The sequence below is a fragment of the Corallococcus sp. CA049B genome, from assembly GCF_003611685.1.
Lineage (GTDB): Bacteria > Myxococcota > Myxococcia > Myxococcales > Myxococcaceae > Corallococcus > Corallococcus coralloides.
The window spans coordinates 1-24,573 of the sequence record NZ_RAWC01000133.1; the positions used below are offsets into that span (position 1 = coordinate 1).

The 24,573-nt window shown below is 70.3% G+C and carries 25 protein-coding genes; 18 read left to right on the forward strand and 7 right to left on the reverse strand.

Annotated features, from left to right (window positions below; all coding sequences use genetic code 11):
• The 3 genes from D7W82_RS25310 to rsmA form a co-directional block, all read left to right on the forward strand.
• On the forward strand, positions 1 to 826 hold an 826-nt coding region (locus D7W82_RS25310; RefSeq protein WP_147439527.1), incomplete at its 5' end, for a tetratricopeptide repeat protein.
• Between the two features lie 52 nt (positions 827 to 878).
• The gene (gene tsaD / locus D7W82_RS25315) at positions 879 to 1,877 is read left to right on the forward strand and encodes a tRNA (adenosine(37)-N6)-threonylcarbamoyltransferase complex transferase subunit TsaD (RefSeq protein ID WP_120620811.1); all 999 of its coding nucleotides are present in this window, start codon (positions 879 to 881) and stop codon (positions 1,875 to 1,877) included.
• A gap of 10 nt (positions 1,878 to 1,887) precedes the next feature.
• Positions 1,888 to 2,754: a 16S rRNA (adenine(1518)-N(6)/adenine(1519)-N(6))-dimethyltransferase RsmA gene (gene rsmA / locus D7W82_RS25320; protein ID WP_120620812.1), complete on the forward strand. Its 867-nt coding sequence runs from the start codon at positions 1,888 to 1,890 to the stop codon at positions 2,752 to 2,754.
• An 18-nt stretch (positions 2,755 to 2,772) separates the two neighbouring features.
• On the opposite strand, the gene D7W82_RS25325 is transcribed toward rsmA, so the two are convergent.
• Positions 2,773 to 3,060, reverse strand: a complete 288-nt coding sequence (locus D7W82_RS25325) for a hypothetical protein (RefSeq protein WP_120620813.1) — start codon at positions 3,058 to 3,060, stop codon at positions 2,773 to 2,775.
• 181 nt (positions 3,061 to 3,241) lie between these two features.
• Between D7W82_RS25325 and D7W82_RS25330 the strand changes: the two genes are divergently transcribed.
• From D7W82_RS25330 to D7W82_RS25350, 5 genes are all read left to right on the forward strand, one after another.
• A complete protein-coding gene (locus tag D7W82_RS25330; protein ID WP_120620814.1) occupies positions 3,242 to 3,883 on the forward strand; it encodes a deoxynucleoside kinase in 642 nt (213 codons plus the stop codon).
• 168 nt (positions 3,884 to 4,051) lie between these two features.
• Positions 4,052 to 4,960 (forward strand): 3-methyl-2-oxobutanoate hydroxymethyltransferase, encoded by a 909-nt coding sequence (gene panB / locus D7W82_RS25335; protein ID WP_120620815.1) that lies wholly within the window; start codon positions 4,052 to 4,054, stop codon positions 4,958 to 4,960.
• A gap of 2 nt (positions 4,961 to 4,962) precedes the next feature.
• The gene (gene panC, locus D7W82_RS25340; RefSeq protein ID WP_120620816.1) at positions 4,963 to 5,817 is read left to right on the forward strand and encodes a pantoate--beta-alanine ligase; all 855 of its coding nucleotides are present in this window, start codon (positions 4,963 to 4,965) and stop codon (positions 5,815 to 5,817) included.
• Positions 5,818 to 5,834: 17 nt separating this feature from the next.
• Positions 5,835 to 6,320 (forward strand): SsrA-binding protein SmpB, encoded by a 486-nt coding sequence (gene smpB / locus D7W82_RS25345; protein ID WP_014398822.1) that lies wholly within the window; start codon positions 5,835 to 5,837, stop codon positions 6,318 to 6,320.
• Positions 6,321 to 6,356: 36 nt separating this feature from the next.
• Positions 6,357 to 6,899: a ClpXP protease specificity-enhancing factor SspB gene (locus D7W82_RS25350; protein WP_120620817.1), complete on the forward strand. Its 543-nt coding sequence runs from the start codon at positions 6,357 to 6,359 to the stop codon at positions 6,897 to 6,899.
• A gap of 20 nt (positions 6,900 to 6,919) precedes the next feature.
• Here the strand turns inward: D7W82_RS25350 and D7W82_RS25355 are convergent, their stop codons facing one another.
• The 6 genes from D7W82_RS25355 to D7W82_RS25380 form a co-directional block, all read right to left on the reverse strand.
• Complete coding sequence (locus D7W82_RS25355) at positions 6,920 to 8,731, reverse strand: serine/threonine-protein kinase (RefSeq protein WP_120620818.1); 1,812 nt, start codon at positions 8,729 to 8,731, stop codon at positions 6,920 to 6,922.
• 31 nt (positions 8,732 to 8,762) lie between these two features.
• Complete coding sequence (locus D7W82_RS25360; RefSeq protein WP_120620819.1) at positions 8,763 to 9,104, reverse strand: DUF971 domain-containing protein; 342 nt, start codon at positions 9,102 to 9,104, stop codon at positions 8,763 to 8,765.
• Between the two features lie 101 nt (positions 9,105 to 9,205).
• Positions 9,206 to 10,924 carry an HD domain-containing phosphohydrolase gene (locus tag D7W82_RS25365; protein ID WP_120620820.1) on the reverse strand — a complete coding sequence of 573 codons (1,719 nt, stop codon included), beginning with the start codon at positions 10,922 to 10,924 and terminating at the stop codon, positions 9,206 to 9,208.
• A 29-nt stretch (positions 10,925 to 10,953) separates the two neighbouring features.
• Positions 10,954 to 11,805 carry a peptidoglycan-binding protein LysM gene (locus tag D7W82_RS25370; protein ID WP_120620821.1) on the reverse strand — a complete coding sequence of 284 codons (852 nt, stop codon included), beginning with the start codon at positions 11,803 to 11,805 and terminating at the stop codon, positions 10,954 to 10,956.
• Complete coding sequence (locus tag D7W82_RS25375; RefSeq protein WP_169821806.1) at positions 11,802 to 12,212, reverse strand: FecR family protein; 411 nt, start codon at positions 12,210 to 12,212, stop codon at positions 11,802 to 11,804. The genes D7W82_RS25370 and D7W82_RS25375 overlap by 4 nt, the downstream gene beginning before the upstream one ends.
• Before the next feature lie 129 nt (positions 12,213 to 12,341).
• On the reverse strand, positions 12,342 to 13,145 hold the full coding sequence (locus D7W82_RS25380; RefSeq protein ID WP_120620822.1) for a carbon-nitrogen hydrolase family protein: 804 nt from the start codon (positions 13,143 to 13,145) through the stop codon (positions 12,342 to 12,344).
• A 210-nt stretch (positions 13,146 to 13,355) separates the two neighbouring features.
• Between D7W82_RS25380 and rimP the strand changes: the two genes are divergently transcribed.
• The 10 genes from rimP to pnp all read left to right on the forward strand — a co-directional run bounded on the left by rimP (position 13,356) and on the right by pnp (position 24,471).
• A complete protein-coding gene (gene rimP / locus D7W82_RS25385; RefSeq protein ID WP_120620823.1) occupies positions 13,356 to 13,841 on the forward strand; it encodes a ribosome maturation factor RimP in 486 nt (161 codons plus the stop codon).
• Positions 13,842 to 13,911: 70 nt separating this feature from the next.
• Entirely contained in the window at positions 13,912 to 15,612 is a 1,701-nt protein-coding gene (gene nusA / locus D7W82_RS25390; RefSeq protein ID WP_120568204.1) for a transcription termination factor NusA, read from the forward strand.
• Between the two features lie 17 nt (positions 15,613 to 15,629).
• A complete protein-coding gene (locus D7W82_RS25395) occupies positions 15,630 to 15,926 on the forward strand; it encodes a YlxR family RNase P modulator (RefSeq protein WP_120620824.1) in 297 nt (98 codons plus the stop codon).
• A 120-nt stretch (positions 15,927 to 16,046) separates the two neighbouring features.
• Positions 16,047 to 19,235: a translation initiation factor IF-2 gene (gene infB / locus D7W82_RS25400; protein WP_120620825.1), complete on the forward strand. Its 3,189-nt coding sequence runs from the start codon at positions 16,047 to 16,049 to the stop codon at positions 19,233 to 19,235.
• Positions 19,236 to 19,381: 146 nt separating this feature from the next.
• Positions 19,382 to 19,984 carry a DUF503 domain-containing protein gene (locus tag D7W82_RS25405; protein ID WP_120620826.1) on the forward strand — a complete coding sequence of 201 codons (603 nt, stop codon included), beginning with the start codon at positions 19,382 to 19,384 and terminating at the stop codon, positions 19,982 to 19,984.
• Positions 19,981 to 20,340, forward strand: a complete 360-nt coding sequence (gene rbfA, locus D7W82_RS25410) for a 30S ribosome-binding factor RbfA (RefSeq protein WP_014398810.1) — start codon at positions 19,981 to 19,983, stop codon at positions 20,338 to 20,340. The genes D7W82_RS25405 and rbfA overlap by 4 nt, the downstream gene beginning before the upstream one ends.
• A 10-nt stretch (positions 20,341 to 20,350) precedes the next feature.
• A complete protein-coding gene (gene truB, locus D7W82_RS25415; protein WP_120620827.1) occupies positions 20,351 to 21,214 on the forward strand; it encodes a tRNA pseudouridine(55) synthase TruB in 864 nt (287 codons plus the stop codon).
• Entirely contained in the window at positions 21,215 to 21,544 is a 330-nt protein-coding gene (locus D7W82_RS25420) for a MoaD/ThiS family protein (protein WP_120620828.1), read from the forward strand. It begins immediately after the preceding gene.
• 125 nt (positions 21,545 to 21,669) lie between these two features.
• Positions 21,670 to 21,939: a 30S ribosomal protein S15 gene (gene rpsO, locus D7W82_RS25425; protein WP_014398807.1), complete on the forward strand. Its 270-nt coding sequence runs from the start codon at positions 21,670 to 21,672 to the stop codon at positions 21,937 to 21,939.
• Between the two features lie 375 nt (positions 21,940 to 22,314).
• On the forward strand, positions 22,315 to 24,471 hold the full coding sequence (gene pnp / locus D7W82_RS25430; RefSeq protein ID WP_120620829.1) for a polyribonucleotide nucleotidyltransferase: 2,157 nt from the start codon (positions 22,315 to 22,317) through the stop codon (positions 24,469 to 24,471).
• Positions 24,472 to 24,573: the final 102 nt, after the last annotated feature.

Consider the following 24,573-nt stretch of genomic DNA (forward strand, 5'->3'; position numbering starts at 1 on the left):
CAGCGCGGCCGCCCCGAAGCCCGCCGCCTCCAAGCCCTCGCACGACGAGGACGACGCGGCGCTGATCGCCGCGATGAAGCCCAAGCGCACGGGCCTCTACGTCGCGGGCGGCCTGGTCCTGGTCGCGGCCGTGGCCGCGGTGGTGCTCTCCAAGGGCTCGGGCAGCGCCGAAACGCCCAAGCCCGACGCGCCCAAGGTGACGCAGCCTGCGAAGCCCGAGGATGCGCCCAAGCCGCCGGAGACGACGCCTCCGCCGGCCGTCACGCCGCCGCCCACGAAGACCGTGGACGCGCAGGCCGATGCGGGCCCGCCTCCGGTGAAGACCGTCACCGCCCCGGAGGACGCGGGCTCGCCGGTGAAGACGGCCACGCCCGAGCCCGCCGCCGTCCCCGACGCGGGCGCCGTCGCGGTCACCCCGCCGCCCGCGACGCCCCCGGAGGCCCCGCAGCCCAAGGCCACCTACGCGGACTTCATCAGGGACGGCCGCACGGCGCTGGCCCGCAAGAGCTTCAAGACGGCGCTCACGGCCTACCGCAAGGCGCTCGCGCTCGACAACGACTCCATCGAGGCGAAGACGGGCCTGGGCATCTCGCTGGCCAACAACAGCAGCACCAGCGAGGCCGGCTACCGCGAAGCGGCCAGGCTGCTCCAGGACGTCGTCAAGGCGGAGCCCAAGAACGCGAAGGCCTGGTTCTGGCTGGGCAGCTCGCTCCAGTTCTCCGGCGATCAAACCCGAGCAGCCGATGCCTACAAGCGGTATCTGTTCCTCGAACCGACGGGAAGCTCGGCGGACGAGGTGCGTGCCCTGCTCAACGGGATGAAATGAGCAGGGGAGGCGGCCTGTCCGCCTCCTGCCCGCCCTTGTTGTCGGAGTCGTCGTGCTCGTCCTGGGACTTGAAACCTCGTGCGATGAAACCGCCGCCGCCGTCGTGGAGGACGGGCGGCGCGCCCTGTCGGACGTCGTCTCCACGCAGGTGGACATCCACCGCCGCTGGGGCGGCGTCGTGCCGGAGCTGGCCAGCCGCAACCACATCGTCCAGGTGATGCCCGTCGTCCACGAGGCCCTCACCCGCGCGGACAAGACGCTGGACGACATCGACCTCATCGCCGTCACGTCCGGCCCCGGCCTCATCGGCGCGCTGCTCGTGGGACTCCAGGTGGCCAAGGGGCTGAGCCTCGCCACCGGCAAGCCCTTCGTGGGCGCCAACCACCTGGAAGGGCACCTGCTGGCCATCCGCCTGCTGGAGGACGCGCCCGCGCCGCCGTTCCTGGGGCTCGTCGTCTCCGGCGGCCACACCAGCCTCTACGAGGTCCGCGACTACGGGAACTACCGCCTCGTCGGCCGCACGCGCGACGACGCCGCGGGCGAGGCCTACGACAAGACGGCGCGCATCCTCGGTCTGCCGTACCCGGGCGGGCAGCCCATCGACGAGCTGGCCCAGAAGGGCGACCCGGAGGCCATCCGCTTCCCGCGCGCGCTGCCGGGCGACAACCTGGACGTGTCCTTCTCCGGCCTGAAGACCTCCGTGCTCCACCACGTCCAGAAGCACGGCGTGCCGGAGGGCCAGGCGCTCCACGACCTGTGCGCGTCCTTCCAGGAGGCGGTGGCGGACGTGCTGTCGAAGAAGCTCGTCGCCGCGGCGAAGAAGCTGGGCCACCACCAGCTGGTGCTGTGCGGCGGCGTGGCGGCGAACTCGCGGCTGCGGGCGCTGTGCAAGCAGCGCGCGGAGGAGCGGGGCCTGCGCATGTTCCTGCCGCCGGTGCGGCTGTGCACGGACAATGGCGCGATGATCGCCGTCGCGGGGTATGAAGCGTGGCGCCGCGGCTTGCGCGGTGATTTCCGCCTCGCGGCCGACCCCGCCTGGCGCATGGAGTAGGGGCCTGACAGTGGATTCTCCGCGCGACATCCTCAAGCGCCACGGCCTGCGGGCCAAGCACAGCTGGGGACAGAACTTCCTCGGGGACCCGGACGCACTCCAGGAGATTTCGGACGCGCTCGCGCCGCGCGAGGGCGAACCCGTGGTGGAGCTGGGCCCGGGCCTGGGCCACCTCACGCGCTTCCTCGCCGCCACCGGCGCGCGCGTCACCGCCGTGGAGCGCGACCGCGACATGGTGGCCGTGCTGGAGAAGGAGGCCATCCCCGGCGTGCGCGTGGTGCCCGGCAACGCCGCCACGGTGGACTTCGCCCAGGTGGCCGGCGCGGACGAAATCGCGCTCGTGGGCAACCTGCCGTACCACCTCACCAGCCCCATCCTCTTCCAGGTGCTCGCGCAGCGCGCCCACATCTCGCGCGCCGTCTTCACGCTCCAGAAGGAAGTCGTGGTGCGGCTGGCCGCGGAGCCCGGCAACCGGGACTACGGCCTGCTCACGGTGCTGCTCGGCCTGCACTTCGACGTGGAGAACGTGCTCACGCTGGAGGCGTGGCGCTTCCATCCGCCCCCGAAGGTGGACTCCGCCGTGCTGCGCCTCACGCGGCTCAAGAAGCCCCGAGCGCCGCTGGTGGACGAGGCCCGCTTCACGCGGCTGGTGAAGGCCGGCTTCGCGCAGCGCCGCAAGACGCTGATCAACTCGCTCAAGTCCGACAAGGGCCTGGCGCCGCCGGACGTCATGCTCGCCGCGCTCCAGACGGCGGGCATCGACCCGGGCCGCCGCGCGGAGACGCTCTCCCCGGAGGAGTTCGCGGCCATCGAGCGCGCCCTCGGGCCCGTGACGGCCATGGCACCGCCGCCCCCGGACGCGCCGGAAGACGACTAGGAGACGAGGAGGGGACGTTCAGCGCTTCTGGCCCAGCGCGGCCAGGAGCCCACCCTGCTGGGCGAGGAACGCGCGGAACGCGTCCTCGTCGATGCGCAGGCGGGCGAGCACGCCGCTGAGGACTTCGTCCACGGAGCCCTCGGGCCGGCGCTTCAGCTCGAAGGCCGTCTTCAGCAGGGCCACGCCATAGAGTGGATCCACGTCCACCGGAGGTGCGGGAGGGGCCGTGGCCGGACGGGCGGCGGGCGCCGCTTCCGTCGTCTCCACCAGATCCACCACCGTCTTCACCCGCTGCCTGCCGCGCATCTGTGGCCTGTCGCTCCCGCAGTCCGTGTTCGCGGGCACCGTAGGGGATGACCCCGGAGGGCGCAAGGGTCGGGTGGCCCGGCGAAAATTGCCGGATGCACGGGGGCATGGTTGTGTTATCCGCCCCCCGCGCGCGCATGTGTCTCATGCGTGGCTTTCCGGGGGCGGAGGCCTCGGGCCGATGGACCACCGCTACATCGTCGTCGAAGGCCCCATCGGCGTGGGCAAGACGAGCCTCACCAACCTCCTCACGGAGCGACTGGGCAGCCGCCGCATTCTGGAAGTGGTGGAGGAGAATCCCTTCCTCTCCAGCTTCTACGCGGACCGGCAGAAGTTCGCGTTCCAGACGCAGGTGTTCTTCCTGCTCTCGCGCTTCCGCCAGCAGCAGGAGCTCTTCCAGCAGGACCTGTTCCGCGCCGTCACCGTGAGCGACTACCTGTTCGCGAAGGACCGCATCTTCGCCAACCTCACGCTGGCGTCCGACGAGCTGGCCCTCTACGACCGCGTCTTCGAGGCGCTGGGGCCTCGCGTCCCGCAGCCCGACCTGGTCATCTACCTCCAGGCCCAGCTGGACGTGCTGCTGCATCGCATCAAGAAGCGCGGCCGTGAGTTCGAGCGCAGGTTCGACGCGGGCTACCTGGAGTCGCTCACGCACGCGTACAACGACTTCTTCGCGCACTACCAGGACACGCCGCTCCTGGTGGTGAACACGTCGGACATCGACTTCGTGCACAACGAGTCGGACCGCGAGGACCTGATGAACGTCATCGCGAGCGTGAAGTCCGGCGTCCAGCACTACACCCCCAGGTCCCGCCGGGGCTGACAGCCGCCGCCCGCCTGGCTGCCTGGCGTAGGTTGAACCCCCACGCGGCCCCGGGGGCGTTAGAGTGCATCCCCGTGGAGCCCTGGCCTCCGGCGATCCCCCTGGGGACGGCGAGGGGCCTGACGTTCCACGCGGCTGTCCCACCCGTCTTGCCACAGGAGGTGAACCGTGAAGGACAAGGTCACCATCCACACGCTGAAGCGCCTGAAGCAGTCCGGTCAGAAGATCTGCATGGTCACCGCGTACGACGCGACGTTCGCGCGCATCCTCGACGAGGGCGGCGCGGACGTGCTCCTGGTCGGTGACTCGCTGGGCATGGTCATCCAGGGCCAGGAGTCCACGCTGCCCGTGACCATGGAGCAGATGGTCTACCACTCGGCGGCGGTGGCCCGCGGCGCGAAGCGGGCGCACGTGGTGGGCGACCTGCCGTTCATGAGCTATCAGGTGTCGCCGCAGGAGGCGGTGCGCAACGCCGGGCGGCTCGTGTCCGAAGGCAACGTGGGCAGCGTGAAGCTGGAGGGCGGCGCCGAGTTCGCCGACACCGTGCGCGCCATCGTCCGCGCCAGCATCCCCGTCATGGGCCACCTGGGCCTCACCCCGCAGTCGGTGCACAAGATGGGCGGCTACGTGGTGCAGGGCCGCGACGAGGACGCCGCGCGCCGCATGCTGGAGGACGCGCTCGCGCTCGAGGCCGCCGGCGCCTATGCGCTGGTGCTGGAGGGCGTGCCGCTGGAGCTGGCGCGCACCATCACCCAGAGCCTGAAGATTCCGACCATCGGCATCGGCGCGGGCAAGCACTGTGATGGCCAGGTGCTGGTCTGCTACGACCTCCTGGGCATGAACCCGGACTTCAAGCCGAAGTTCGTGAAGCGCTTCGCCAACCTGCACGGGAACATCACGGACGCCGCGAACACGTACTTCTCCGAAGTGCGTGCGGGCACCTTCCCGGATGAAGAGCACAGCTTCAAGGCCACCAAGGGCATCCGGCTGGTGACGCCCACGCCGGTGGCCCCCGACGCGGAAGGCGCAAGCGAGCCCGCGGAGAAGGTCGGCGGCATCTACGGGGCCCCCGTCTAGCCATGGCCCCCCACGTCCTGCGCACCGTCGCGGAAGTGAAGGCCTGGGTCGCGTCCCTCCAGAAGGAGGGCAAGACGCTGGCGCTCGTGCCCACCATGGGTTTCCTGCATGAGGGCCATGTCTCGCTCATGCGGGAGGGCGGCCGGCGCGCGGACGTGGTGGCTGCCTCCATCTTCGTGAACCCCACGCAGTTCGGTCCCCGCGAGGACCTGGCGCGCTACCCGCGCGACTTCGAGGGGGACCTGTCCAAGTGCGCGAGCGCGGGCGTCACGGCCGTGTTCGCGCCCGAGCCCGCGGCGATGTACCCCCCGGGCTACCAGACCTACGTGGACGTCACGGAGGTCAGCCAGGGGCTGTGCGGTGAGCGCCGTCCCGGCCACTTCCGGGGCGTCGCCACCATCGTCACGCAGCTCTTGGCGCTGTTCCGGCCGGCCGTGGCGCTGTTCGGAGAGAAGGACTACCAGCAGCTCCAGGTCATCAAGACGCTCAACCGCGACCTGCACCTGGGCGCGGACATCGTGGGCATGCCCACGGTGCGGGAAGCGGACGGGCTGGCCATGAGCAGCCGCAACGCCTATCTGTCCGCGGAAGAACGCCAGCGGGCGCTGGCCCTGTCGAAGGGCATCCGGGCAGCCCAGGCCCTGCTCGCCTCCGGCACCCGGGACACTCGGGCGCTCGTGGAGGCCGCCCGCCGTGAATTGCAGGCGGCGGACCTGCGCGAGGACTACGTGGAGGTTCGTGACGCCGGGACGCTTTCACCCCTGGACTCGGTGGCGCCCGGACAGACGGCGCGCATGCTGGTGGCGGCCTTCTCTGGCACCACGCGGCTCATCGACAACATGCCGCTGGCCGGTTAGGAGACCCGGGACACGTTATGGCCGCTGGAAAGTCGAAGGGTGTGGGTGCGGAGCCGGGGGTGAAGCTCATTGCCGAGAACCGGCGTGCGCGCTTCGACTACACGGTGGATGAGAAGATAGAGGCCGGGCTGGAGCTCACGGGGAGCGAGGTGAAGTCGTTGCGGGAAGGAACGGCCAACCTGTCGGACGCCTACGCGCTCCAGAAGGGCACGGAGCTGTTCCTGCTCAACGCCCACATCGGCTCCTACAAGGCGGCCAGCGTCTTCGACCATCTGCCCACCCGGGGCCGGAAGCTGCTGATGCACCGGGCGGAGATAGACCGGTGGACGGCGAAGGTGCGCGAGCGCGGTTACTCCATCATCCCGCTCGTGCTGTACTTCAGGAAGGGACGGGCCAAGGTGGAGCTGGGCCTGTGCCGCGGCAAGACGCACGAAGATCGCCGCCACGACATCAAGGAACGGGAGACGAAGCGGGAGATGGACCGGGAAGTGCGCCGTCGTTGAGGGCGCTCCCGCAATTCCCCCGCTGGACAGGCTGGAATGGACAAGAAGGTTTCCGACAAGAAGGAGCGGCTGCTGGCCGCGCTCGACCAGGGCATGGTGATGATCCACCTGGACGCGCGTCGCCCCGGTGTGCTCGTCCCCGCCAGCCTGCGAGGCGAAGCGCATCTGCGCCTCAACCTCTCCTACCGTTTCGAGCCCCCCGACCTCACGGTGGGCGAGTGGGGTGTGCGCTCCACGCTGAGCTTCTCCGGTTCGCGCTTCACGGTGGCGGTGCCCTGGTCGGCGCTGTTCGCCATCGCCAGCCACGTGACGAAGGAGTTCTGGATGTACCCGGAGGAGATGCCGCCGGAGCTGCTCCAGCAGCCCCCGGTGGCGTCGGCCTCCGTCGCGCGTCCGCCGCAGCCCGCGCCGGTGCCCGTGGCCGCGGAGAGGCCCCGCGCCTTCCTGCGCGAAGTCCAGGCCGAGCACTCCGACGAGCCGGAGTCACGTCCGGAGGTGGCGCCTCCGCCGCCGCCCGAGGGAGGCCCCCCGGACGAGCCGCAGCCGCCGCGCCGTGGCCACCTGCGGCTGGTGAAGTAGGACGGACTTGAGGCGGAGCGTCAGCGCTTGAGCTCCGCCGCCACGTCCGACTTCTTGCCGCCCATGAACGACCCCGTCCAGACGCGGTAGCCCTTGAGCTTGAGCTGCACGGGGACGGAGCGCGCGGGGTAGGCGTTGTCCATCACCAGCGGCGTCACGCCCACCTCCACACCGTCCACCAGGACGGTGGCGCCGGAGGGCTCGCTGCGGATGGACAGGACCGCGGACGAGAGCCCGGGCGTGCGCAGCACCTGGAGCTCGTAGCGGGGCCACACGAACACCACGCCCGCCGCGAGCACCGCCGCGATGCCGAGCAGCGCCACCGCCGGCCCCCAGCGCTTGCGAGGGCGGGAAGGCGTCACGGCTTCGAACTCCGAAGGCGAGCTCTCCACCCGGGGCGCGCGCTCCTCCAGCTCCAGGTCACCCTGTGCCGCCTGACGGATGCTGGGCCGGTTCATCCGCGCCGCATCGTCCACGTCCGAGATGGACTGGGTGGCCAGCGCGGGCGCATCCACCGGGGCAGCGGGGGAGGGCGCGTTCGCCCGGGCTCGCGAGGCGGACGCGCCCGCATCGTTCCCACTCGCGGAAGGCACGCGCGTGCAGGCCTCACAGGGCGAGTCAGGGGACTCCAGCGCCGAGCCGCACAGGGCACAGGTGTGGACCACGGCGCCGGACGCGGACAGCGAGACGCCGCCGGCCGGTGGGCTCCACGGCTCCTCTTCCTCCGCCGCCACGGGAACGGACGCCGGAGGCGCCTTCCTCGCTGGCGAAGCAGCGGCGCCACCGCCATGGGCCATCGTGACCGGTCGCGCGCCAGCCGCGGACGGGATGCGCCCCGTGTCCATGCCCTCGTGCGGCGCGACGGCCATCACGAACGACGCAGACGTCGAAGCCGGGGCCTCCGCGAGCGCGGTCCGGGCCACCTCTCCCACGGGCATGGGCATCCGGACGCCGCGCAGGAAGGTCGCCAGCGCATGCGACGACGCGGGCTCCCCCGTCTGCGCGAGCCACCGCGCCAACGCCTCCGACACGTCCTCCGGCTCCGGGAAGCGGGCCGCCGGGTCGCGCGACAGCATGCGCAGCACCAGCGTGGCCAGCGACGCCGGCACGTCCGGCAGCGACGCGGGCGCGCGGTTGAGGATGGAGTACGCCACCGCCATCGGCTCCGCCGCCGCCGACCCGAACGGGTGCTGCCCCGCGAGCAGCTCCGCCAGGAGGGTGCCCAGCGAGAACTGGTCGCTCAGCGCCGTGGCCGGCTCGCCCCGGAGCACCTCCGGCGCCGCGTAGGGCACCTTGCCCTTGAACGCCCCGGGCTCCGTGCGAGACAGGCCCGCCAGCCGCGCGATGCCGAAGTCCGTGACCTTCACCTCGCCTTCGCGCGACACCAGCAGGTTGGACGGAGACACGTCCCGGTGCGCCGTCACCACCGGCTGGCCGTCGTGCTGGCGGCGGTACGCGTGCTGCAATCCCGCCTGGGCCTGGCTCGCGATGAACACCGCCAGGTGCGGAGGAATCCGCAGCCCCTGGCGCGTCACCGCGCGGATCAACGCGCCCAGGTCCCAGCCATCCACCAGCTCCATCACCAGGAAGAGCCCTTCCGCGCTCTCCCCCACGTCGTGCACGGTGACGATGTTCTGGTGCTGCAGCAGCATGGCCAGCCGCGCCTCGGAGACGAACATCCGGGAGATGTCCGGCTCGCGCGCCAGGTGCGGCAGCACGCGCTTGATGGCCACGGTGCGCTCGAAGCCCTCCGCGCCCTTCGCCACTCCCAGGAACAGCTCCGCCATGCCTCCCGTGGCCAGCGGTTGCAGCAGCCGATAGCGCGACGTCACGGGGACCTCCGGAAGGACGCGGTGGAGCGCTTCACCCCTGCGGCTGGGTGATTTCGCGCAGGTGCTTCCACGGGTAGATGCCCGTGGTGTGCTGGTCGCTGAAGACGAACGCGAGCGCGTAGTTGCCCACCGGCTGCATCTGCAGCACGCGCAGGTTCGCAGGCACCTGCGAGGGGTCCAGCGTGCGCTTCGCCGTCCACTCGTCCACGCACGCGGCGCACGGGCACTGCTGGCGCAGCACCTGCGCGGTGGCGGTCGTCGTTGCGCCGTCGTCCCACGTCAGCGTCAGCGACTCGCCATCCGCGGACAGCTTCGCATCCGTCGCGCTGACGGGCTTGGGCGCGGGCTTGATGCGATCCCAGAAATTGCTCACCGGTCCACCTTCCAAAGCTTGGGCAGCAGCCCCTCCCTACCATCCTTCCGGCGGGGAGGGGGACCTGCCGCGAAAGCGAAAGGACCCGGGGAGCAAAGGCTTCAGGAAGCCAGCTTGACGGGCTGCCGGTGGCCTTCCAGCCGCACGCCCCGCTGGGCCAGCACCGCGCGCAGCGCCAGCACCACCTTGGGGTCCAGCTGCGCGCCGCTCAGGTTGTCCAGAATCTCCATCGCCTTCTCCAGCGGCATGGCCTTCTGGTAGGGGCGCGTGGAGGTGCACGCATCGAAGGTGTCCGCGCACGCCACGATGCGCGCGAGCATCGGAATGTCCTCGCCCTTGAGCTTGTCCGGGTAGCCCGTGCCATCCCAGCGCTCGTGGTGGTGGCGAACGCACGCGCGCACCGAGCCCAGGAACGTCACCGGCCCGATGATGGCGTCGCCGATGGCGGGGTGCTCGCGCATCAGGGACATCTCCTGGTCGGTGAGCCGGGACTGCTTGCAGAGGATGTTCTCCGGGATGCCAATCTTCCCAATGTCGTGGAGGATGCCGCCGTACTGCAGCTGCCGCAGCTCGCGCTCCGTGAGCTTCAGCTCCTTGCCAATCTCCACCGCCACGTCGCCCACCCGCTGGCTGTGGCCGCGCGTGTACGCGTCCTTGGAGTCGATGGAGTTGGCCAGCGCGACGATGGTCTCCAGGTAGCCCTTCTCCAGGCTCTCGTAGAGGCCGCGCGTCTCCATGTCGTACGCCATGAGCTGCTTGCTCATGTAGTTGAACGTCTGGGCCAGCTCGCCCAGCTCGTTCTTCTGCTTCAGGTGCACCTCCACGCCGAACTTGCCGCGCGCCAGCTCCAGCGACGTCGCGATGAAGGTCTTCAGGGGCTGCGTGAGGTTGCGGGAGAAGATGGCCGCCAGCACCAGCGCCACCAGGATGGCGCCGCCCAGGCCCAGCAGGATGCGCCGCTCCATGGTCTCCACCTGGCGGTACGCGTGCTCCACCGGCTGCTCGGACACGATGGCCCAGCCCGCCTCCGGCAGCACCGAGTACGCGGACACCACCGCGTCGCGCCCCTCGCCGAAGTTGCCCACGTGGAACAGCTCCGTGTCGGGCGTGCCCTCGCGCTGCTTGAGCAGGTGCGCCAGGGGCAGCCGCTTCGACACGTCGTCACCCACCGCGCCCAGGCCGCCGCCGCCTGTAATCAAGCGGCCGTGCCGGTCCGCCAGGTACGCGAACCCCGTGCTGCCCACGCGCTCCTGCGCCAGCATCTGCCTCAGGCCCGCGAGCGTGATGTCCGCGGCCATGTAGCCCTGCACCGGGTCACCCACGGGGAAGGCCAGCGTCACCACCGGACCGCCGCCGCCTCCGCCGTGGGACGCCACCACGTCCGAGTAGCGAACCCCCGTGAGCCCCTCGTCCAGCAGGGCCCGCGCGCGGTCCTCGTGCTCCGCCACCCCGCTGGGCGCCATGTCGTGCACCGCGAAGGCCTGCAGGCCGGGAAGCCGCTGCCGGTCCGCGCCGAACACGGTGAGCGCCAGCAGCTCCGGGCGCTGGTTGAGCACCGCCGCGATGTGCAGCCGCTGCGTGTCGCGCGGCAGGTTGAAGAAGCCGCCCGGCACGCTGGACAGCCCCACCACGCGCTCCGTGGGGTCCTCCAGGAAGCTCTCCGCCTTGAGCCGCAGCTGCTTCACGCGCTCCTGCGCCAGCTCCTGCGCGTCGCGGATGAGCAGCTCGCGCGTATGGGACACCGACAACCAGCCCACCATCAACGTGGGGATGATGCTGACCACCAGCATCAGGAGGAGGATGGCTTTGAAAAGTCGCACGGCGGTGGCTCCTCGCTCGGGTCAGGCGGCTACTTCTGCCACCCGTCCTTCACCTTGACGTTGAGTTCGAGCGATTCCGCGGCCAGCTCGAAGCGCCGTGTCTGGGAGGGCAGGGACCGCCCCTGCTCCGGACTCACCGCCGTCACCGTCCAGCGATAACGGCCCGCGGGCAGCGGCGGCAACGTCCATTGCCGCGCGGCCTGCACCGTGCGCACCGGCGCCGGCGCCGCTCCCTCTTCCACGCCCTCCGCGACGACCTCCACCTCGTAGCGCGTGGCGCCCGTGACGGAAGTCCACGCCAGCGTCACCGGCGCCAGCAGTCCGTTGGGCGTGGCCTTCAGCGTGAAGCGGGCCTTGTCCGCGGGCTGCGCCAGCTGCGGCGCGCCGGGCGGCTCCGGCAGCACGGTGCCCTGCTGCACGCGCACGGACTCGCCCTTCGCCAGCACGCGGGTGGCGTGCTGCGCCTCCACGGTGACAGGAGGCCCCTGCCGGTGGGTGACGGTGGTGGTGCCGCCGTCGTGGTCCACCTCCACCGTGAAGTTGGACGGCTGGGGCGGGTTGAGCAGCGCCCACGCCTCGTCCGCCTTGTGCAGCGCGTCCGCGTACCGCGCGGCCTGGAAGTGCGCCTCCGCGTCCTTCAGCCGGGACTCGGCCTCACGGCGGCGCGCACCGTCCGGCGCGGCCTTCACCGCCGCGCGCGACATCTCCAGCGCCTTGAGCGCCGTCTGCGGCTCCGTTCCGGGTGCCTTGCGAGGGGCCGCCGGGGCGCCACCTCCGGGAAGGGCCGTGCCGTCCGAAGGCTCCCGCCCCACGGCGGTCGGAGCGGTTGACGGCACCACGGACAGCCCCATCCACGCGCTGAGCCAGAGGGCGGCCTTCATTGGAATTCAATCTTCCTGCCCGCCCGAACCGTGGCGGATGGGGTGGTGACGGACAGCGACTGGGTGGCCGGCTTCTCCAACGTGGCGTCCACCCGTCCCCGCAGGACGGTGACGTCCGTTCGCAACTTGCTCTCCGCGATGCCCACCAGGGAATCGCCCCCCAGGTGCAGCGTGCTGCCGTTGGCGAACACGACCTGCGCGCTGGCTCCGGCCTCGGTGCGGACCTTGTCGTTCTCGTAGAGGGGCAGCTCGTCCCGCGCGGGGCTCCACTCGTCCGCCACGGCGCGTTTGATCTGCACGTCCCCCGTCAGCCCCCGCAGGTGCGCGCGGGGAACAGGGGGAGGCAGGGGCGCCTCGGTGGGCCCACGAGGCTTCTCATCGGCGGTACAGCCGGGAGGAAGGGCCATGAGTGCGACCGCGAAAAGCAGGGGAGGCCAGCGTCGTCCATTCACCAGAGGGGTCTTCCTGAAAACCACTCTACCCGGAAACGCCGCGCCAGAGGGGCCTCCCGCCCCCTCCCGTTCACTCTCGCCCGCCTAGTCCAGCCGCCTGTGCGCCAGGCACGGCAAATTCCGCCGGATGCGTGCCTGGAGCTCCGGGTCCACCGGCGCAATCGCCAGGCCCTCGCCCTCGGAGGCCCGCGCCGTCACCAGCCCCCACGGGTCCACCACCATCGCGTGGCCGTACGTCAGCCGCTGCGCGGAGTGCCGCCCGCCCTGGGCTGGCGCCAGCACGTACGCCTGGTTTTCAATGGCCCGGGCGCGCAGCAGCACCTCCCAGTGGTCCTTGCCCGTCATCATCGTGAAGGCCGCCGGCACCGCGAGCAGCGTCGCCCCGTCCTTCGACAGCCGCCGGTACAGCTCCGGGAAGCGCAGGTCGTAGCAGACGCTCATCCCCAGCCGGCCCACCACCGTGTCCGCCGCCACCACCTCCGTCCCCGGCGCCACCGCCGCGGACTCCTGGTAGGTGGCACCGTCACCCACATCCACGTCGAACAGGTGCATCTTCCGGTAGACGGCCAGCCGGGCGCCGTCCGGGCCGAACAGGACGCTGGTGTTGTAGAGCCGACCGCCGGGCGCCCCCTCTTCCAGGATGGAGCCGGCCAGCAGCGTCGTCTTCGTCCCCCGGGCCAGCTCCGCCATCCGGCTCAGGGTGGGGCCGTCCAGCCCTTCCGCGGCGGAGGGGCGCTCGGGCTCGGGGCCCATCCAGGAGAAGTTCTCCGGCAGGCCCACGAGGTGGGCACCCAGGGAGGCGGCCTGGCGCACGAGGCGCGTGGCCACATCCAGGTTGTGGGCCTTGTCCGCGGTGGACACCATCTGTGCGGCGGCGATGAGGTGCATGGGGGCGTTATAACGCCACGGCGTCACTCGGAACCCCTGGGAATCCTTCAATCCCGGGGGGCGTTTGAGCCGGCGCCTCGGGGTGTGTCCTTCCTTTACACCCCGAGGGCGCGTGTGTTACGGGACGCCCCGACATTTTTCGACGCATCACATTCGAAAAGTGGGCCGCCGTGCCCGCTTTTCGCGTTTTTGGAGACCTGTTTCCTGGCCATGGAGTCGAAGAACATCAAACAGACGGTGGAGGAGAAGGCAGCGGCGCTGCTGGACCCCATCGTGGCGAACGAAGGCCTGGAGCTCCTGGACGTGGAGTACGTCCGCGAGCGCGAGGGCTGGGTGTTGCGGCTGTTCATCGACAAGCCCGGTGGCCGGGTGGGACTGGACGAGTGCTCCCAGGTGTCGCGCGCGGTGGATCCGGTGCTCGACGTGGAGGACTTCATCCCCCAGGAATACAGCCTGGAGGTGTCCAGCCCGGGTGTGAACCGGCCCCTGAAGAAGCCGGCGCACTTCGAACGGGTGAAGGGGCAGAAGGTCAAGGTGAAGACCTTTGGCCCGCTGGGTGACCCGCCGCGGAAGAACTTCAGCGGCACGCTCACCGGAGTGGCGGCCGACGCCATCTCCGTGGACGTGGAAGGGGGCGGTGCCTTCATCATCCCCTTCAAGGACATCGCCAAGGCCCATCTGGAGTTCGAGTTCTAGACGTCGACATACAGGGGACCCTGTTCGCGCCAGGGCCGCCCGTGGACCCATTTTCGGAGAAGACACAGCCATGCCCACGCCCGCCAACCCGGCAGTCAACCTCAACCTCGTCCTGGATCAGGTCGCCAAGGACAAGGGCATCGAACGGGCCGTGCTCATTGCCACCCTCGAGGACGCGATGAACACCGCGGCCAAGAAGCACTTTGGCCAGGACCGCAACCTGGAGGCCAAGTACGACCCGGAGAAGGGCGTCGTGGAGCTCTTCCAGGCCATCACCGTGGTCGCGGAGATCACCGACCCCGTCCAGGCGGTGAACCAGATCACCATGGAAGAGGCCCACAAGAAGGGCATGGAAGTGGAGCCCGGTGACGAGCTCGTCTTCCAGATCTTCTACCGGGACGAGGACGCCGCGGAGGCCAAGGCCCAGGACGACCAGTACGGCGACATCCTCCGGCTGAAGACCTTCCGCCGCGGCTTCGGCCGCATCGCCGCGCAGACGGCCAAGCAGGTCATCCTGCAGCGCACCCGCGACGCCGAGCGCGAGAACGTCTTCAACGAGTACAAGGACCGCAAGAACGAGATCGTCACCGGCATCGCCCGCCGGTTCGAGCGCGGCAACATCGTGGTGGACCTGGGCCGCGCGGAGGCCGTGCTGCCCGTCCGCGAGCAGGTCCCGCGTGAGACCTACCGCCCGGGCGACCGCGTCCAGGCATACGTGCTGGACGTGCTGCGTGAGTCCAAGGGCCCGCAGATCGTCCTGTCGCGCGCGTCCGTGAACCTGCTCACCAAGCTCTTCGAGATGGAGGTGCCGGAAATCGCCGAAGGCATCGTCGTCATCGAGGCGGCGGCGCGTGAGCCCGGTGGCCGCGCGAAGATCGCCGTGTCCAGCCGCGACTCGGACGTGGACCCCGTGGGCGCGTGTGTGGGCATGAAGGGCAGCCGCGTGCAGGCGGTGGTGCAGGAGCTGCGCGGGGAGAAGATCGACATCGTCCCTTACGATGAAGACCCGGCCCGCTTCGTGTGCTCCGCGCTGGCCCCGGCGGAAGTGAGCCGCGTCATCATCGACGAGGCCAACCACGCCATGGAGCTCATCGTCCCGGACGACCAGCTGTCGCTGGCCATCGGGCGGCGCGGGCAGAACGTGCGCCTGGCCGCCCAGCTGACCGGCTGGAAGCTGGACATCAACAGCGAGAGCCGCGTGCGGGAGATGCGCGAGTTCGCCAGCCGCTCGCTCGGTGCCCTGCCGGGCGTCAACGAGATGCTGGTGGAGACGCTCTACGCGCACGGCTTCCGTCAGGCGCGCGACGTCGCGGATGCCAATGCGGAGATGCTGGCGCAGATTCCCGGCATCGACCCCACCCGCATCGCGGCCATGCAGGAGGAGGCCAAGAAGCGCATGGTGGAGGACCAGCAGGAGCTGTCGCGCATGGACTACGAGCGCGAGCAGGCCCGCCTGGCCGAGGCCCGCCGCCACCCGGACGAGCTGTCGCAGCCGGAGCGCATGGCGCGCGTGCGCGGCGTGGGTGAGAAGACCATCGAGCAGCTCATCCTCGCCGGCTACCGCACGGTGGAGGACATCGCGAACGAGAAGGACCTCACCCGCCTGGGCGACGTGCCGGGCGTCGGCATCAAGAAGGCCCGCCAGCTGAAGAGCGCGGCGGAGAATTACCTGGTGGAGGAAGCCAAGCTGCGCGCGGAGCTGAACGCGGAGCGGGGTGCGCTGGCATCGGCAGGCGGGTCGGAGGGCGTGGAAGCGGCCAAGGCACCGTAACGACAGGGGGTTAGGGGATGCGCCGCGAAACCAAACGGCCCGGGATACATCTCACGGAAATCACGGCGTCAGGTCCGGTCAGGACCTGCGTCGGGTGCGGTTCTCGCAAGGCACAGGCGGAACTCACCCGGTTCGTGGTAGGTCCCCAGGGCGGCGTGGTGGCGGACAGGCGGCGGAGGCTGCCAGGGCGGGGGGCGTACCTGTGCGGTGCCGGTTGTCTGACGGCAGCGCTCAAGCGTAAGGCGCTGGGCAGGGCCTTCCGGGGCAAGGCGGGGCAGGTCGACCCGTCAGCACTCGGACAGGCTTGGGAGTGAGGGCGGGTGGGTGGAGAGGTTGCGGGGAGAGGTGGCTGTTAAGCACCACTCGCACACAATTTCGGCTTTGGACTAGGGTGCTCGGCCTCGTCGTCGGCGGAGCAGAAGGCCAATCAAGGTATGTCGAAGAAGCGCGTTCACGAAATCGCCAAGGAGCTCAAGAGCCACGGGATTGAGCTCGACAACAAAGAGGTTGTGACCGAGCTCGCCGGGCTGGGTTACGACGTCAAGAGCCACTCGTCCTCGCTGGACGATGACCAGGCCACCGCCGCGGTCCAGAAGATCCTGGACAAGCGCAAGCCGAAGCAGGCCGCCCCGCCCGTCGCCGCCAAGGGCTTCGTGGTGCGCCGCAAGGTCGGTCCTCCCGCGGGCGCGTCCGCCCCGGAGAGCCAGGACGCCTACGCCCAGGCGAACGAGCCCGCCTACGAGCCGGAGCCCGAGGCCCAGGCCCCCATGGAGCAGGAGGCCCCGCAGGCGCCTGTCGCCATGGAGCCGCCCACCGCCGTGGAGCAGGCCCCCGAGGTCCGCGCCCCGGAGGCCCCGGCCGTGACGGCCACGCCTCCGGAGGCGACCGTCGCTTCCATCGCCGCTGCCCCGGAGGCGCCGTCCGCGCCCGAGGCCCCGGCCACCCCGTCTGTTGCCGCAACCGCCACCCCGCCCGTGACGCCGCCGTCCACCCCGCCTTCCGCGGCCGTGGTGGAGACGCCCCGGGCCGCCGAGCCGACCCCGGCCACGGCGACACCGCGCAGTCCTACGCAGGAGAGTCCCCGCTTGCCCAACCCCCCTACGCGCTCGCCGGTCCCGCCCACCGCACGGACGCCTTCTTCCACGTCGACGTCCGCGACGGTCATCTCCCGAGGTCCCGGTTACGTGCAGCGTCCGGGCTCCACGGGCGGGCGCCCTGGTGGGCCGCCGGGCAGCCGTCCGGGTGGTCCGGGTGGTCCCGGCAGCCGTCCGGGTGGGCCAGGTGGGCCGGGCAGCCGTCCTGGCGCGCCCATGCAGGGCCGTCCGGGTGGGCCGCCCATGAACCGTCCGGGTGCGCCCATGCAGGCGCGTCCGGGCCAGACGGGGCCGGTGCGTCCGTCCTCGCCGCCCACGGCCGGCACGGGGGCCCCGGTGCAGCCGACCGGCCCGACCATCATGGTCGGCGGCGTCCCGCACGCCCAGGTCGCGCCCACGCCGGGCGCCCAGGCGCGCCCCACGGCCACCCAGGCCGTGGTGATTTCGCGCCCGCTCATCCAGGTCCGCCGCGTCACGCCCACCACGACCCAGGCCAAGCAGTACCCCATGGCCCCGGGCCGCACGGCGCTCGGCACGGAGAAGCGCGAGTACAAGGTCGTCCCGGATCACCTGGGCCGCGGCCGCGAGCTGGTGGACGTCTCCAAGAACAAGGAGCGTGGCCAGCGCAAGCGCACGGGTCCTGAGACGACCAGCGTGTCCAAGCAGGAGCTGTCGGACATGGTCTGGGGCCGCATCCAGATCCCCGTCCGCGGCAAGAAGCGCAAGCCCACGAAGAAGGGCGCCAAGACTCAGATCACCCAGATGGCCGAGGAGAAGAAGGTCATCAAGCTCCAGGAGGGCATCAGCGTCTCCGACCTGGGTCAGCGCATGGGTATCCGCACCGCGGAGCTCATCAAGAAGCTGATGGGCATGCAGAAGATGGCCACGGCGAACCAGATCCTGGACGCCGACACTGCGGAGCTCATCGCCACCGACTACCACTGGAAGGTCGAGCGCGTCGGCTTCGAGGTGGAGGACTACCTGCCGGAGGTCGAGGCGAAGGCCGAGGACGAGCGTCCCCGTCCGCCGGTGGTCACCATCATGGGCCACGTCGACCACGGCAAGACGAGCCTCCTGGACGCCATCCGCCAGGCCAGCGTGGCCTCTGGCGAGGCGGGCGGCATCACCCAGCACATCGGCGCGTACAGCGTGTCCACCGCGCGCGGAGACGTCACGTTCCTGGACACCCCGGGTCACGAGGCCTTCACGTCCATGCGCGCCCGTGGCGCCAACGTGACGGACATCGTGGTGCTGGTGGTGGCCGCGGACGACGGCGTGATGCCCCAGACCATCGAGGCCATCAAGCACGCCAAGCTGGCGGAGGTGCCCATCGTCGTCGCCATCAACAAGATGGACGTCCCGGGCGCCAACCCCGACCGCGTGAAGAAGGACCTCGCGAGCCAGGAACTGGTGCCGGAAGAGTGGGGCGGCGACACCATCATGGTGCCCGTCTCCGCGAAGACGAAGATGAACCTGGATCTCCTCCTGGAGAACCTGGCGCTGCAGGCGGAAGTCCTCGAGCTGACGGCGAATCCCTCCCGTCCGTCCGTGGGCGCCGTCGTGGAAGCGAAGCTGGAGCGTGGCCGCGGCCCCGTGGCCACGGTGCTGGTGCAGGAGGGCACGCTCAAGCTGGGCGACGCCATCGTCACCGGCACGCACTACGGCCGCGTCCGCGCCATGAACAACAGCCGCGGCGAGGCGGTGAAGGAAGTGAAGCCGGGCTACTGCGCGGAGGTCGTCGGCCTGTCCGGCGTGCCCACCGCGGGTGACGCCATCAACGTCGTCTCCGACGAGAAGGCGGCCAAGCAGATCGGCGACCACCGCGGCATGAAGGAGCGGCAGACGGAGCTCAGCAAGGTCAGCCGCGAGTCCCTGGAGCAGCTCTTCGCCAAGACGAAGGCGGGCGGCGGTCCCAAGGAGCTGCGCGTCATCATCAAGGCGGACGTGCAGGGCTCGGCGGAGGCCGTGCGCCAGGCGGTCGACAAGCTCACCACGCACAAGGTGCGGGTGGTCATCATCGACGCGGGCGTGGGCGCCATCACGGAGACCGACGTCATGCGCGCCGCCGCTTCCAAGGGCGTCGTGCTGGGCTTCAACGTGAAGCCGGAGTCGGGCGCGGAGGCCGCGGCCAAGGCGCAGCAGGTGACGCTGCAGAGCTACTCCATCATCTACGAGCTCATCGACGGGGTTCGCACGGAGATGGAGAGCCTCCTGGAGCCCATCCGCACCGAGCGCAAGCTGGGCCGTGCGGAGGTGCGCAACACCTTCAACGTGCCGAAGCTGGGCACCATCGCCGGCGCGGCCGTCCTGGACGGCGTGATGAAGCGCGGCTCGTTCGTGCGCCTCATGCGCGAGAACAAGCAGCTCTTCTCCGGGAAGATGGCGTCGCTGCGCCGCTTCAAGGACGACGTGAAGGAAGTCGCCCAGGGCTTCGAGTGCGGTATCGGCATCGAGAACTTCAACGACCTCAAGGCCGGCGACATCATCGAGGCCTACGAGATCGAGGAGACCCGGCAGAGCCTCTCGTAGTCCTGGAGAGGCCACAGCCTCTCGCCGTAGGGAGAGGCGCACTCGACGGACCCCGGGGAAGGCCCCACCTTTCCCGGGGGATGGACGACGCGGCGGCGCCCGGGCGTGGATGACGCGCCCGGCGGCCGTTGGCCTGGGGGACCTCTATGTTCGTCGGAGTCGCACGCCTCACCCTCCAGATTCCGGAGAGCGCCTCGCTGAAGTCCAAGCGGCAGGTGCTCCGCCGGGTGACGGACCGGGTGAAGGCCCGCTTCAACGTGGCCGTCGCGGAGGTGGACGACCAGGACCTCTGGCAGAAGGCGTCGGTGGCCCTGGCCGTGGTGGGCAACGAGCGTCCGCATGTGGATGAGCAGTTGGAGAAGATCATCCACTTCATCGAAGAGATGTACGTCGCTCCGCTGATGGCCCGGGAGACGGAGATCCTGGCCTTCGGGGACACGCTCTATTCCGACAGGAGGCCCACGGGCTTCCGCGCCCCGGCGAAGGTGCCGGAGCCGGAGGACGAGGACGCCCACCTGTCTCCCGAGGACGCGAACGCGCACTCGGAGGCGGCGATTGCCCGCTTCCTGCGCAGCGACCGCTCGCTGGCGGAAGCGGAGGGGCTGGGTTCGTGGGAGCAGCGGCACGAGGGCGCGGGCCCCGGGCCTGGAGCTTCCCGGCCCACGGGTGACGGTGGAACGCTGAATCTGGACGACGCGCGGGCCAAGGCCCGGGCGCTGCGAAACCCGCGAGATTGGGAGAAGAAATGACGACGCATGCACGACCCGAGCGCGTGGGGCAGGAAATCCAGGCGGCCATCGGCGCCCTGCTGACGCGGGGGGAATTGCGCGACCCGCGCATCGGCTTCATCACCATCACCGGCGTGAAGGTGTCACCGGACCTGCGGGTGGCGAAGGTCTTCTATTCGATGCTGGGCACGGACCAGGAGAAGGCGGACACGCAGAAGGGCCTGGACGCGGCCAAGGGCTTCGTGCGCCGCGAGGTGACGTCCGCGGTCAACCTGCGCGTGTCGCCGGAAATCTTCTTCGCCTTCGACGCGTCCGTGGGCGAGGGCGATAAGATCGACCGGCTCCTGCGCGAGGTGCGCGGCAAGGAAGGCTGGTAGGCCCCGCTTCATGGACGGCGTTCTCGTCATCGACAAGCCCCTGGGCCCCACGTCCTTCGACGTGGTCCGGCAGGTGCGCGGCCTGCTGAAGGTGAAGAAGGCGGGCCACACGGGCACGCTGGACCCCATGGCCACCGGCGTGCTGCCGGTGTGCCTGGGAGAGGCCACCAAGGTCGCCGGCATCATCACGGAGGGCGACAAGGCCTACGACGCCGTGGTGCGGTTGGGCGTCGAGACGGACACCCAGGACGCCCAGGGCAAGCCCACGGCGCAGGCCCCGGTGCCCCCGCTGACGGCCGCGCTCCTGGAGGCGGTGCTCGCCCGGTTCCGGGGGACGTTCGACCAGGTGCCGCCCATGTACTCGGCGGTGAAGGTGGCCGGGAAGCGGCTGTACGAGCTGGCGCGCGCCGGGGAAGAGGTGGAGCGGGCCAGCCGCACCGTCACCGTGCACGAGCTGGTGCTGCGCGACTTCTCCGCGGACCGGCTGACCCTGTCCGTGCGCTGCACGAAGGGCTTCTACGTGCGCACGCTGGCGTATGACCTGGGCCGCGCGCTGGGCTGTGGCGCGCACCTGGAGGCGCTGCGGCGCACCCTGAGCGGCCCGTTCACCCTGGCTCGCGCGCTGCCCCTGGGGGACCTGGCGGCCCTGTCCCGCGAGGCCGTGGCCGGGCGGCTGGTGTCGCTGGCGGACGCGCTGACGGACCTGCCGGCGGTCCGGGTGAGCGCGGACGAAGCCCGGCGGGTGCTGCACGGCGTCCCCGTGGAGGTCGCCCCCGTGCCGGGCCGAGTGCGGGTGCTGGGCCCGGATGACGTGCTGCTCGCCATGGCGGAGGTGGTGGGCGGGCGGCTGCGGTACCAGCGGGTGTTCAACTGAGTGGCCACCCGCACCCATGACATCACCGTGAGCGTGGCCCCGGGCCTTCGCGGCGCATTCGACGGGCGGCGCGAGCTGTCCCTGGGCGTGCCCGCGACGGCGGGCATTGGCGACGTGGTGGAGGCGCTCCTGCGCTTGTACCCCCGGACCCGTCAGCTGTTGGCGGGCGACGGGGGCGAGGCGGGGGGCCCGTACCTGCACATGGCCCTGGACGAGGCCTCGGCCCGGGAGCTGTCCCCGGGCGGGGGCGGAATGCCGGGCGGCTGCCGGTTGTACGTCTTCGCACTGTCACGACCCCCGAAGGGCGGACGGACGGGCGGCGAAGGTTGACCCCCCAGGGGGTGAAGCTTATAAGCGGCCCGCTCGTTAGAAGGACCATGAGGCCGGGTCTGTACCCCTCCGCGGACCCAGGCGGCACGAGCGGTCACCCCGGAGCGGGATTCAGGAAGAAGCCCATGTCGTTGCATCAGGAACGCAAGAGCGAGCTGGTCACGAAGTTCCGCACCCACGAGTCCGACACCGGCTCGCCCGAGGTGCAGGTGGCGCTGCTGTCCGAGCGCATCAACATGCTCACCGAGCACTTCAAGACCCACAAGAAGGACCACCACTCCCGCCGCGGTCTGCTGAAGCTGGTCGGTCAGCGCCGCCGCATGCTGGACTACCTCAAGTCCAAGGACGTGGCCCGCTACAAGAAGCTCATCGAGGGCCTCGGCATCCGCAAGTAGTCCTCGAGCAGCATCCGGGGCGCTGGCACACCACCAGCGCCCCGTGCATTTGGGCAGCACGCAGCACGGCGAAGGAGTGGGCGAGGGAGAGGTGGAGGCGGGCTCTTTTGGTTTCCGTTCAGACCGGCCGACCCGGAGTCATGGGTGGGCGGGTGTGATCAGGGATCAAGAGGTCTGGTCCATCCCTCCGGCGCTCCGCAACGGAGCCCGTTTCCGCAGTACAGGCAGCGTTCGTCTGGCATGTGCCTGCTTCAGGCCCTGGCGACCGCTCAATCCCAGAGGGCCCCTTTCCGGGCGGCTCCTGCCCCACGCACGTGGGCAGGCCGCGGCTGGCGAGGGTCCTCGCACGCGAAGCAGGCACAGAGGCCACACGACATGTTGAAGAAGAGCGTCAAGATTGGTGAGAACGAGCTGAGCATCGAGACGGGCCGCCTGGCCAAGCAGGCGGATGGTTCCGTGGTGGTCCGCTACGGCGACACCATGCTGCTCGTCACCGCGGTGAGCGCGCGGGAGAAGAAGGACATCGACTTCCTGCCCCTCACGGTGGAGTACCAGGAGAAGCTGTACTCGGCGGGCCGCATCCCCGGCAGCTACTTCAAGCGCGAGGGCCGCCTGACGGAGAAGGAGACGCTGGCCTCCCGTCTGGTGGACCGCTCCTGCCGTCCGCTGTTCCCGGAAGGCTACGCCTACGAGACGCAGGTCATCGCGTCCGTCATCTCCGCGGACCCGGAGAACGAGGGTGACATCCACGGCATCACCGGCGCCTCCGCGGCGCTGTGGGTGTCGGACATCCCGTTCAACGGCCCCATCGCGGGCATCCGCGTGGGCCGCGTGGGCGGCCAGTTCGTGGCCAACCCCACCGCGAAGCAGCGCGAGCAGAGCGACCTGGACCTCGTCATGGCGGTGAGCCGCGAGGCCATCGTGATGGTGGAGGGTGGCGCGGAGGAGGTCAGCGAGGCGGACATGGTGGCGGCGCTGGAGTTCGGCCGCCAGAACGCCCAGCCCGCGCTGGACCTGCAGGACCAGCTGCGCACGGAGCTGAAGAAGCAGGTCCGCTCCTACGACAAGCCCGCCACCATCGACGAGGGCCTGCGCAACCAGGTCCGCGAGCTGGCGCTGGAGGGCGTGAAGGCCGGCTACGCCATCAAGGAGAAGGGCGCGCGCTACGAGGCGCTCTCCAAGACGAAGAAGGCGGCGATCGCGGCGCTGAAGGAGAAGCTGGGCGCGGAGTTCACCCCGCTGGTGGAGAAGCACGCCAAGCAGGTCGTCGAGGACCTGAAGTACGACCACATGCGTGAGCTCACCGTGAACGGTGGCCGCATCGGTGACCGTCCGCACAACGTGGTGCGCTCCATCACCAACGAGGTGGGCGTGCTGCCCCGCACGCACGGCAGCGCGGTGTTCACCCGCGGCGAGACGCAGGCGCTCGTGGTCGTCACGCTGGGCACCAGCGAGGACGAGCAGCGGCTGGAGCTGCTCAGCGGCCAGGCCTTCAAGCGGTTCATGCTGCACTACAACTTCCCGCCGTTCAGCGTGAACGAGACCAAGCCCCTGCGCGGCCCCGGCCGTCGCGAGGTCGGTCACGGCGCCCTGGCGGAGCGCGCGCTGCGCAACATGATTCCGGCCAGCGACTCGTTCCCGTACACGGTGCGTCTGGTGTCGGAGATCCTCGAGTCCAACGGCTCGTCCTCCATGGCGTCCGTGTGCGGTGGCACGCTGGCGCTGATGGACGCGGGCGTGCCCATCAAGGCGCCGGTGGCGGGCATCGCCATGGGCCTGGTGAAGGAGGGTGAGAAGATCGCCATCCTGTCCGACATCCTGGGTGACGAGGATCACCTGGGCGACATGGACTTCAAGGTCTGCGGCACGTCCAAGGGCATCACGTCCATCCAGATGGACATCAAGATCACCGGCCTCACCACGGAGATCATGAGCCGCGCGCTGGAGCAGGCGCGTCAGGGCCGCGAGCACATCCTGGCGGAGATGGCGAAGACGCTGAGCGCGCCGCGCAAGGAGATCAGCCAGTTCGCGCCGCGCATCACGACCATCCAGATCCGTCCGGAGTTCATCAAGAACGTCATCGGGCCGGGCGGCAAGGTGATCAAGGACATCATCGCCCGCACGGGTGCCGCCATCAACATCGAGGACACCGGCCGCGTGGACATTGCCAGCGCGAACGGCGATGCGGTGAAGGCGGCCATCGCGATGATCCAGGCGCTCACGCGCGAGGCGGAGATCGGGAAGATCTACACCGGCACCGTCCGGAAGATCGCCGAGTTCGGCGCCTTCGTGGAGCTGTTTCCGGGCACCGACGGCCTCATCCACATCTCCGAGCTGTCCGACAAGCGCGTGAAAACTGTGTCGGACGTGCTGAGCGAGGGCGACGAGGTGCTGGTGAAGGTCGTCAGCATCGACAAGACGGGCAAGATCCGCCTGTCGCGCAAGGAGGCCATGGCCGAGCGCGCCACCGCGCAGGGCACGCCCCCCGCGGCCGCCGCCCCGGCCGCCCCGACGCCGGACGCGAAGGCCTGAGTCCGGCCCCCGTGTAGCGGCCCTCCGTGAGGAAGGCCGCGACCGGAAACGCCCCGTCTCCTCCCGCCTCCGGGCGCGAAGGGGCGGGGCGTTGTCATTGCG

Bases quoted from the DNA above. Each gene is read 5' to 3' on its own strand.
- D7W82_RS25325 (WP_120620813.1), bottom strand. From the start codon at position 3,060: ATGCGCGGCAGGCAGCGGGTGAAGACGGTGGTGGATCTGGTGGAGACG.
- D7W82_RS25330 (WP_120620814.1), top strand. From the start codon at position 3,242: ATGGACCACCGCTACATCGTCGTCGAAGGCCCCATCGGCGTGGGCAAG.
- panC (WP_120620816.1), top strand. From the start codon at position 4,963: ATGGCCCCCCACGTCCTGCGCACCGTCGCGGAAGTGAAGGCCTGGGTC.
- smpB (WP_014398822.1), top strand. From the start codon at position 5,835: ATGGCCGCTGGAAAGTCGAAGGGTGTGGGTGCGGAGCCGGGGGTGAAG.
- D7W82_RS25350 (WP_120620817.1), top strand. From the start codon at position 6,357: ATGGACAAGAAGGTTTCCGACAAGAAGGAGCGGCTGCTGGCCGCGCTC.
- D7W82_RS25370 (WP_120620821.1), bottom strand. From the start codon at position 11,805: ATGAAGGCCGCCCTCTGGCTCAGCGCGTGGATGGGGCTGTCCGTGGTG.
- D7W82_RS25375 (WP_169821806.1), bottom strand. From the start codon at position 12,212: ATGGCCCTTCCTCCCGGCTGTACCGCCGATGAGAAGCCTCGTGGGCCC.
- D7W82_RS25380 (WP_120620822.1), bottom strand. From the start codon at position 13,145: ATGCACCTCATCGCCGCCGCACAGATGGTGTCCACCGCGGACAAGGCC.
- rimP (WP_120620823.1), top strand. From the start codon at position 13,356: ATGGAGTCGAAGAACATCAAACAGACGGTGGAGGAGAAGGCAGCGGCG.
- nusA (WP_120568204.1), top strand. From the start codon at position 13,912: ATGCCCACGCCCGCCAACCCGGCAGTCAACCTCAACCTCGTCCTGGAT.
- D7W82_RS25395 (WP_120620824.1), top strand. From the start codon at position 15,630: ATGCGCCGCGAAACCAAACGGCCCGGGATACATCTCACGGAAATCACG.
- infB (WP_120620825.1), top strand. From the start codon at position 16,047: ATGTCGAAGAAGCGCGTTCACGAAATCGCCAAGGAGCTCAAGAGCCAC.
- D7W82_RS25405 (WP_120620826.1), top strand. From the start codon at position 19,382: ATGTTCGTCGGAGTCGCACGCCTCACCCTCCAGATTCCGGAGAGCGCC.
- rbfA (WP_014398810.1), top strand. From the start codon at position 19,981: ATGACGACGCATGCACGACCCGAGCGCGTGGGGCAGGAAATCCAGGCG.
- truB (WP_120620827.1), top strand. From the start codon at position 20,351: ATGGACGGCGTTCTCGTCATCGACAAGCCCCTGGGCCCCACGTCCTTC.
- rpsO (WP_014398807.1), top strand. From the start codon at position 21,670: ATGTCGTTGCATCAGGAACGCAAGAGCGAGCTGGTCACGAAGTTCCGC.
- pnp (WP_120620829.1), top strand. From the start codon at position 22,315: ATGTTGAAGAAGAGCGTCAAGATTGGTGAGAACGAGCTGAGCATCGAG.